The sequence below is a fragment of the Microbacterium sp. H6 genome (assembly GCF_003314775.1).
GTDB lineage: Bacteria > Actinomycetota > Actinomycetes > Actinomycetales > Microbacteriaceae > Microbacterium > Microbacterium oxydans.
On sequence record NZ_QOAY01000062.1, the window covers coordinates 34,081 to 37,250 of the forward strand.

Sequence of the window (3,170 nt, forward strand, 5' to 3'; positions counted from 1 at the left end):
CGACTCGATGCCCTTCATGTCGTCGTAGTCGAGCACCAGACAGCGGATGCCCCGATCCTCGGCGAGTACACGCGCCTGCGGCTTGATCTCCTGGGCGGCGAAGACACCCTGGACGGGGGAGAGATGTGGATCGCGGCCGAGCAGCTCGAGGTAGCGGGTCAGCTGCTCCACGCCGTCGATGTCGCCGCGGCGCTTGATCTCGACGGCGATCGCCGCGCCGTCGGCATCGCGCACCAGCAGGTCGACCGGCCCGATCGCCGTCGGGTACTCGCGGCGCACGAGCGTCGCACCCTCGGAGATGCGCTCGACCTGCTCCGCGAGAAGTCGCTGAAGGTCTGCCTCGACGCCGTCCTTCTGCAGTCCGGGATCGATGCCCAACTCGTGCGAGGTGTCATGGATGATCTCGTAGATCTGCACGCGCAACGCGTCACCGGTCTTCTTGTGGGTGACCCGCCAGACCTCGACGACGCCGGCGCTCGCCTCTTCCTCACCCGGAGTCTCGTTCGAGAGAGAACACGGGGGACTCATCCAGTTCAGCGGCTTGTAGCTGCCGCCGTCGGAGTGCACGAGCAGACTCCCGTCGCCCTTGTGCACGAGCAGACGCGTGGCGAGCGGAAGATGGGCATTGAGCCGACCGGTGTAGTCGACCGAGCAGCGGGCGATGACGAGACGCACCCGTCGAGCCTACTTCGTCGGGAGCGCTGCGCGGTCGCACCCGGAGGGTGTGCCGGTCACCGGTCGAGGAACGAACCGATCGCCTCGAAGAGGCCGAGTTCGGTGGCGGCGGAACGGGCGATGAGGAACCCGATGATGCCGATGATCCAGGCGGTGTTCTCCGCCCCGGTGCGCTCCATCCAGGCGGCGAAGCGTTCGAGCGGCCGTTGCACGAGTGGAGCGGCCACCATCCGCAGCACGAGCAGCACGACCGCGGGCAGGATCATCAGCGCACAGTATCCCGCGAGCGAGAGCACACGCAGCGGCGTGTCGATGCCGGCATCCGCGAGCATGGTCATCGCCACGATGTACGGCAGCATGGTGGCGATCTCGACGAGCCCTGCGGCGATGGCGACGGCCATCACTGCGGTGCCGCGGGTGCGCGGGTCGAGGAGCCGCTCCCGCCACCGCGTGATGCGTCCGGGACGAGGAGCAGGATCGGTCGCGATCGCGGACGCGGCATCCGGGGGAGCCAGGCGGGAGCCGTTCGCATCCTGCGCGCCCGGTGTCCCTCCCCGAAGCGGCACCGGAGGCGCGGATGCTGTCTGCGGTGCGGGCGCCGGTGCGTTCTTCTCTTTCTTGCCGCCGGTCGGCATCACGAATGCCGTGATGAGGAGCGCTGCTCCGACGACGAGCCGGACGATCAGTCCCGCGGGCGACGCGAGGAAGTCGGACGCGACGTCGACGAGGTTCACCAGGCCCCACAGGAACAGGAGGCCGACGACCAGATAGAACGCGGCGATGGTTCCCAGATACAGCAGGATCCGCCCGGCGCGCACCCGCCCCGGGTGCAGCAGCAGGAAGACCGGGATGAGGAGTGTGCCGACGCTCAGCCCGTCGATCAACGCCAGGAGCGCGAGCGACAGGGGGAGCGGCAGTCCGCCGAAGAGTTCCATGCCACCACGTTCACGGACACTCCACCGATCCGGATCGGGCGAAAGTACCGTCTCCGCAGAGCCACTCATCCCTTCGTCGGATGCGCGGCGGCGGCCGTCGTGGTTGCATGAGGGCATGCACGAGCAGGTCGAAGGCGGATTCGGCGCCTGGTACCGCCGGCACCGTTGGTGGGCGGACCCGCTGGGCATGGCGATCTTCGCCGTGGTGATGGCGGCCTTCGGATTCCGGGGTATCTGGGGGCCGTTCTCGCTCCTGCAGGAGCCCCTGTCTCCGTGGTGGGCGCTGGTGCTCGCCCTTCCCGCCTGTGCGATCGCCCTCTTCAAGCGGCGCATGCCGGTGACCGTGCTCGTGCTCGTCTCCCTGCTGTTCGTCGCTGACCTGCTCACCGTGGGGGGCCTCGGGACCCTCGTGGTGCTCCTGGACGTCCTGTGGACGGCCGCTTTCCTGGCGGATTCCCGCGGGCGAAGGATGCTGCTGGTGCTGCTGGGGGCGGCGACCGTCGTCCTCTTCCTCTGCGCCTGGCTGCTCACCGATGTGTCGTTCCCGGTCGCGTTCCTCATCGGAGTGCAGTTCGGAGCGATCTTCGGCACCGACTACTGGTGGGCCGTGGCGGTATCCCAAGCGCACGAGCTCGCGGAGCTGCACCGTCAGCGGGCGGAGCATGCCGCAGCCGTCGCCGAGCGCGACCGAGTGGAGGCGGTGCAACGGGAGCGCGAGACCATGGCGCGCGAGCTGCACGACGTGGTGGCCGGCCATGTGATGGCGATGGCGATCCGCGCGGAGGCCGCCCTGTCGACGCCGCCCGATCCTCCGCGGGACCGCGAAGCGCTGCAGGCCGTGCGTGATGCAGGTCTCGATGCCCATGCGGCGCTGCGATCGATGATCTCCGTGCTCCGGCGCGGTGAGGGTAGTCCCGCGTCCTCGCCGCGGTGGGGGGACCTCGAGGGGATCGTGCAGGAGGCGGAACGCGCGGGACTCACGGTGCGACTCGTCGCCGATCACGTGGGTGATGTCGGTTCCGCGCTCGAGCAGGCCGTCATCCGCATCGTGCGGGAGGCACTGAACAACTGCATCCGTCACGCCAGCGGCGCCGAGGTCGACGTCATCATCCGCAGGAGCGGACCCGAGGTGCGGGTCGAGGTGCGTTCGAGGGGTGGCTCGCCGAGCGGGGCGTCCACGTCAGCGGATGGGGGCTGGGGGTTGCAGATGCTCAGGGAACGGGTCGCCGCGCTGGGGGGCGCCTTCATTGCCGGGCCGGTCGCCGGCGGGTGGTCGGTGGAAGGTCGCATCCCGACGGAGGCAGCGGCATGAGCGAGCCGACGGTGCTGCTGGCGGACGACCACGGCGCGATCAGGGCGGGGCTGCGCATCATGCTCGAGGCGCAGGGGATCACGGTGGTCGGGGAAGCGGCGGACGGCGATGTCGCCGTCCGCAACGCCGCGGCGCTGCGTCCCGACGTGGTCCTGATGGATCTGCGGATGCCGGGACGCGACGGGATATCGGCGACGGCGGAGATCGTCGAGCGCCACTTGAGCGACGTGCTGGTCCTCACGAGCTTC

The 3,170-nt window shown here is 69.5% G+C and carries 4 protein-coding genes; 2 read left to right on the top strand and 2 right to left on the bottom strand.

All coding sequences use genetic code 11. The features are described 5' to 3' along the window. Together nucS and DSP71_RS04270 are read right to left on the bottom strand one after the other, a co-directional pair. Positions 1 to 675, bottom strand: a 675-nt coding sequence (gene nucS / locus DSP71_RS04265; protein WP_113680438.1) for an endonuclease NucS, incomplete at its 3' end; no start/stop codon positions are given. A gap of 56 nt (positions 676 to 731) precedes the next feature. Next, entirely contained in the window at positions 732 to 1,610 is an 879-nt protein-coding gene (locus DSP71_RS04270; protein ID WP_113680432.1) for a GAP family protein, read from the bottom strand. A gap of 115 nt (positions 1,611 to 1,725) precedes the next feature. On the opposite strand from DSP71_RS04270, the gene DSP71_RS04275 reads away from it, so the two are divergent. Together DSP71_RS04275 and DSP71_RS04280 are read left to right on the top strand one after the other, a co-directional pair. Then, positions 1,726 to 2,922, top strand: a complete 1,197-nt coding sequence (locus DSP71_RS04275) for a sensor histidine kinase (RefSeq protein ID WP_113680433.1) — start codon at positions 1,726 to 1,728, stop codon at positions 2,920 to 2,922. Further along, on the top strand, positions 2,919 to 3,170 hold a 252-nt coding region (locus DSP71_RS04280; RefSeq protein ID WP_147251194.1), incomplete at its 3' end, for a response regulator transcription factor. The genes DSP71_RS04275 and DSP71_RS04280, both read left to right, overlap by 4 nt.